Annotated in this window: 5 protein-coding genes; all 5 read left to right on the top strand. The window is 40.4% G+C overall.

What is annotated here, in order from left to right; translation table 11 throughout:
* Positions 1-2,146 (top strand): CHAT domain-containing protein (locus tag IM322_RS15475; protein WP_287672281.1); only part of this gene is annotated, 2,146 nt, incomplete at its 5' end.
* Between the two features lie 125 nt (positions 2,147-2,271).
* Positions 2,272-2,481: a DUF2281 domain-containing protein gene (locus IM322_RS15470; RefSeq protein ID WP_002789196.1), complete on the top strand. Its 210-nt coding sequence runs from the start codon at positions 2,272-2,274 to the stop codon at positions 2,479-2,481.
* Positions 2,462-2,821, top strand: coding sequence for a type II toxin-antitoxin system PemK/MazF family toxin (locus tag IM322_RS15465; protein WP_287672279.1), 360 nt, complete (start codon positions 2,462-2,464; stop codon positions 2,819-2,821). The genes IM322_RS15470 and IM322_RS15465 overlap by 20 nt, the downstream gene beginning before the upstream one ends.
* A gap of 30 nt (positions 2,822-2,851) precedes the next feature.
* Positions 2,852-4,087: a tetratricopeptide repeat protein gene (locus tag IM322_RS15460; RefSeq protein WP_287672277.1), complete on the top strand. Its 1,236-nt coding sequence runs from the start codon at positions 2,852-2,854 to the stop codon at positions 4,085-4,087.
* Positions 4,057-5,190, top strand: a complete 1,134-nt coding sequence (locus IM322_RS15455) for a tetratricopeptide repeat protein (protein ID WP_287672275.1) — start codon at positions 4,057-4,059, stop codon at positions 5,188-5,190. Before IM322_RS15460 ends, IM322_RS15455 begins: the two co-directional genes overlap by 31 nt.
* The last annotated feature ends 403 nt before the right edge of the window (positions 5,191-5,593 follow it).

The raw sequence follows: 5,593 nt of genomic DNA, 5'->3' as shown, positions 1-5,593 counted from the left end.
TTTAGGGGAGAAACAGAAGGCTTTAGACTACTACCAACAGGCTTTACCCTTATGGCGGGCGGTGGGCGATCGCACGGGGGAAGCCGTTACTCTCAATAATATTGGTGTTGTCTATAATGCTTTAGGGGAGAAACAGAAGGCTTTAGACTACTACCAACAGGCATTACCCTTATCGCGGGCGGTGGGCGATCGCACGGGGGAAGCCACTACTCTCAATAATATTGGTCTTGTCTATGATGATTTAGGAGAAAAACAAAAGGCTTTAGACTACTACCAACAGGCTTTACCCTTAAGGCGGGCAGTGGGCGATCGCTCCGGGGAAGCCGCCACTCTCAATAATATTGGTGGTGTCTATTATGCTTTAGGGGAGAAACAAAAGGCTTTAGACTACTACCAACAGGCTTTACCCTTATCGCGGGCAGTGGGCGATCGCGCAGGGGAAGCTAATACCTTAGAAAATATTGGTTACTTACTGCAACAACAAAACCAACCTCAACTAGGGATTATCTTCTATAAACAATCGGTTAACGTCTATGAAACTCTCAGAGGCGATATCAAAAAACTCTCTAAAGAATTGCAACAAACCTACACCGAAACTGTTGCCAATACTTACCGTCGTTTAGCTGACTTGCTGCTGCAACAAGACCGCATTCTGGAAGCGCAACGGGTGTTAGACTTGTTAAAAGTACAGGAATTAGACGATTATTTGCGGGGAGTGCGCGGTAATACAAATACAGAACAGGGAGTTCCTAAACTACCGCCAGAACAAAAAATAGACGAGGGAATTGAGGCAATTCTTAATAAAGCAGTAGAAATTGGCCAAGAAATCAGCCGACTGCAAGAACGACAAAAACTCAACGGCAAACTAACTCCCCCCGAAGAACAACGTCTCGCCCAACTCTGGAAACAACAGGAACAAATTGTCGCTGAGTTTAATAAATTTATCGAAAGTCCGGAAGTTTTAGCCTTAATTAACCAACTCAAACCCCAAACCCGTTCCGCCGATCTCCTGAATAATTTAGACAATTTAATTGGCTTATCTGATAATCTCAAAAAACTCCAACAAAATGCCGTCCTTATCTACCCAATCATCTTTGATGACCGCTTAGAAATCATCCTCACCACTGCTGATTCTCCTCCCGTCCGCCACACCGTAAAAGTCAGCAAAAAAGAACTAAACGAAACTATTCGCGCTTTCCGGGAAGCCTTACAAAATCCTAATCTGGATGCCAAAAAGCCAGCCCAACAGCTTTATGAATGGCTGATTAAACCCCTAGAAAATAACCTAAAAACTGCCGATGCAAAAACGATTATTTATGCTCCTGACGGACAACTGCGATACATTCCTCTAGCGGCTTTATACGACGGCAAACAGTGGTTAATTGAACGCTACCGGGTTAATAATATTACGGCTGCATCCCTGACTGATTTTAATACCAAACCCGAACCGAAAATGCAAATTTTAGCGGCGGCATTCGTTAAGGGCAGCTATCAGTTTCGACATGAGGGACAAGACTTCAGATTTAATGGGTTGCCTTTTGCGGGTATAGAGGTAGATAAATTGGCACAGACAGTTTCTCCTACTACTAAATACTTCGATAAAGACTTCAATCAAACAATTATTCCCCTACTAGATAGCTATACTGTCGTCCATTTTGCCACCCATGCAGCCTTTGTGGTGGGAACTCCAGAACAGTCTTTTGTTCTTTTTGGAGATGGGACAGTGGTGACTCTACAAACAATGAAAAACTGGCGGTTTAAAAATATTGATTTAATTGTTTTAAGTGCTTGCGAGACAGGTTTAGGGGGTAATTACGGCACAGGAATTGAAATTTTAGGTTTAGGATATCGACTACAAACCGCAGGTGCAAGGGCAGTTATTGCCTCTTTATGGAGTGTTGATGATGGCGGTACACAAGCTTTGATGAATGCTTTTTATGCTGCTTTGAGGACGGGTAAATTGAGTAAAACAGAGGCATTACAACAGGCACAAATTGCCTTGATTACCAGTAATAACCCAACCGATCAGCAGCGGCGTGGTAGTATTAAAATAGAACCTATTGAAGGAGTGCCATCGGACGTAGCAAATCGCCTCAGCCATCCCCGTTACTGGGCACCTTTTATTCTCATTGGCAATGGATTATAATCAGTTATCAGTTATCAGTTATCAGTTATCAGTTGTTAGATAAATCTTTAAAATCCTGCTCAAAAATGCTATGATCAGTTTGTAGTTGAGCTTTAGTACCCCACTCTCAAGAACAATTCTCAATCATGACAGTCCAAGATATTACAATTGCCAAAATTCGTCAACTTCCAGAGTCATTAGTTGAAGAAGTGAATGACTTTATTGATTTCCTTACCTTAAAGTACAATCAGCAGTTTTCTGATTTCGTAGAAATCGCAGAATCCGATTTTTCAGATTATTTGTCAAATCTAGAAGATTATGAAGAAAAATTAGCTCGTGGCGAAATCAAATGGTAGCGTTATTCGTGGTGATGTGGTTTTGTGCGACCTCAACCCCGTCATTGGCACAGAACAGTCAGGAATTAGACCTGTAATCGTTATACAAATTGATCGAGCTAATGGCGTAAGTCCTCATACTATTATTGTGCCATTAACCACTAAAATCCGGCGCAAACTACTTGATTCTCATGTTTTTATTCCAGAAGGTATAGCAGGTTTAAGTCAAGATTCAGTAGCACTGTGCGAGCAAATTAGAGTCATAGATAAGTCAAGAATTATTCGAGTTATGGGACATTTAGACAATCCTTATCTCGAAGAATTAGAAACAGCGTTAAGAACAATTCTAGGTTTACTTTAAGAAAATCACTATTCTAAGTATTCTAAGCCTATGTCTAATTCATCTCTAGAACAAGACCTAAAAACCTATCAAGATTTGATCGCAATTCTCCAAGAGCGTCCTACACCAACAGAAGCCGAAATTCTTAATATTTTACTAGCACGCGATCGCATTCAAACAGCCCTAACAGAAACCTATTTAATTACTGATAATATCCTAAATACCCTCCAAGAATTAGACAACATTCTTAGGAAAAAACAAGCCACAATCGCCCCAATAATCGCCCAATTACGTCCCGATTTTAATCCCGATACTAAAAATTGGTGGTGGCTACTTGAAGTCCCTAAAATTGATTCTTCTTGGCACAAATACGATTTATTGGCAAATGGAGCTTCTGTTACTTTCTTGACAATTTCTTTAGGATTAATTGGTGAAATTGGCTCGCGGTTTCTTTCGGGGGGAAGTGATATTTTGGGAGGTGTTTTAATCAGTTTTCAAAGTATATTAACCTTACTTGCCGCAGGAGGAGTCTTAACTAAAACTGGACAAGAAACTGGAAAAAACTTACTGGCACGCTTTGGGATTCAAGAACAATACTGGCAAGAAATTGGCGCTGGTTTATCTTTTTTACTAATGCTGAGTATTTGGGGATTAAGACTCTCTTTACCAACTGTAGCCACCTGGTATAATCATTGGGGTTGGAGTCATTATCAAAAGGGAGATTTGAGCAGTGCAGAAGAAGATTATCAACGAGCTTTGTCTTTAAATCCAGATGACGCTGAGGCACATTTTAACTTAGGATTACTCTACGAAGAATTACAGGATTTTGATTTAGCCAGAAAAGAATATATACTAGCTATACAAGGAGGTAACACTACCGCTATTAATAATCTAGCTCGATTACATATTCTCAATAAAAATTATCCTGCTGCTGTTCACCTCTTACTTAAAGCCCAATCTGGGTCAAAATTAGATCAAGAAACCCAATTTGCTATCTGGAAAAATTTAGGTTGGGCAAGGCTAAAACAAGGAGATATTCCATCGGCAGAAACAGCTTTATTAGAAGCGATTAAATTAGATAAAAATAGTGCTGCCCCTCATTGTTTACTAGCGCAGGTAAGAGAAGCCCAAAATAACCAAACAGAGGCATTAAAAGAATGGGAAACCTGTAATCAATACGCTAACAGCTTAAATCCTGACGAAGATAGCTGGAGAATACAAGCACAACAATGTCTAGCAAACCGGGAGAAACAAAAATGCTCACCAAAACCCAACTCATCCTATTAGGATTAAGCACAGGAATGCTGACCCTATTTTTAGAAAGTGCTAAAGGGATAGCCTTGCCTGCTAGAATTGAATCAACAACTGGTATCGTCAAGCTAAAAAGACAAAATTGGACTGAATTTAAACCCGTTTCTATTAATACAGAATTAAACAAAGGCGATCAAATTTTTCCTCTTCAGGGTGTTAGGGTGACAGTATTATGTCCCGATTTACAACAACGCCCAGTTAGTTCAGGTGTACCTTCTGGACTAAAGACAATTTGCCCCATCTGGGAAGCGTTAAAAGCCAAAAATCCCCCACCCCCAGGTTCTTTAGGAGGAACAAATGCACTCATTCCCTATCTCATTTCACCCCGTCACACCCTGATACTGACAGATACCCCCATTTTGCGCTGGAATGAAGTTTCCCAAACGAGATATTACACAATAAAAGTTATGGATTCACAGAGGATTATCTGGGAAAAGCAAGTTTCTCAAACCCAAATTTCCTATCCCGGAACACCAGTTTTTCAGCCCGGTATTCCTTATTCTGTGACAATTAAAACCGATGGGGGACAGTCTTCCGAGCAAGATAAAGCTTCTAAAATAGAATTTATCAGGTTACATTCCTCAGAAGTTGCAACCATACAGGACGAAGTTAATAAAATAGAACAATTAAATATAAATAAGCAAACTAAAGCATTAATATTAGCCGATTTTTATGTAACTTATACCCTACCGACTTCAACTTTTAATAACTATGTTTTATCTTCCCAATCCCTAGCAACTTATCATCTTACCAGTGAAGCGATCACTATTCTAGAAACTACCATCAAACAGGGTCAAAATTCAGCAATCATCGAGAGAAACTTAGCTGACTTGTACTGGCAAATTGGCCTAGCTAATCTAGCTACCAATCATTATCTAAAAGCGATAGAATTAGCTCAGATACCAGAACAATTAGAAGAAAAAACCTTAGCTCAATTTGGTTTAGGAGAAGTTTATGCAGCTTTAGGAGATAATAATCAAGCCAAGATTTGGTACAGTAAAGCCAGAGAAGGTTATCTAACTTTAGGCGATTCTGCAAGGGCTAACTTTGTGATCCAATTAATAGAAAGCTTGCCTTAAGTTAAAAAAAGAGTAGTCTAGCTGTTGCGGGTTTTGTCTTTAGCCAACTTCTCGGGTTGTTGCCGCAAGTCGGGGTATCCAAGAAGACTGGCACCCCAGGAGCATCAGCTAACAGAGCTTGTAAGTAGGTAGGCGTTAAAAATTATCAGATGCCCCCCTTATTAAGGGATATCCCCCCGCCTATCGGCACCCCCCTTATCAAGGGATATCCCCCCGCCTATCGGCACCCCCCTTATCAAGGGGGGCAGGGGGGATCGAACCTAAAATCCATTTTTAATTTAATTATAACCAGCTACTTAGCAGCCTGTTATCGAAAATTTGGGTTAAAACCCCGTCCTTTGAGGACGGCTTTAAGCTAAAATGGAAAAAGCGATAACCAAGCTAAAAACTGAACCTTGACCAC

This window comes from Microcystis sp. M109S1 (genome assembly GCF_020247025.1).
GTDB lineage: Bacteria > Cyanobacteriota > Cyanobacteriia > Cyanobacteriales > Microcystaceae > Microcystis.
The sequence above is the reverse complement of the archived record's forward strand: the minus strand, read 5'-3'. Positions and strand labels throughout refer to the sequence as shown.

Coding starts and splice junctions, on each gene's coding strand:
- IM322_RS15470 (WP_002789196.1), top strand. CDS start 2,272: ATGACAGTCCAAGATATTACAATTGCCAAAATTCGTCAACTTCCAGAG.
- IM322_RS15460 (WP_287672277.1), top strand. CDS start 2,852: ATGTCTAATTCATCTCTAGAACAAGACCTAAAAACCTATCAAGATTTG.
- IM322_RS15455 (WP_287672275.1), top strand. CDS start 4,057: ATGCTCACCAAAACCCAACTCATCCTATTAGGATTAAGCACAGGAATG.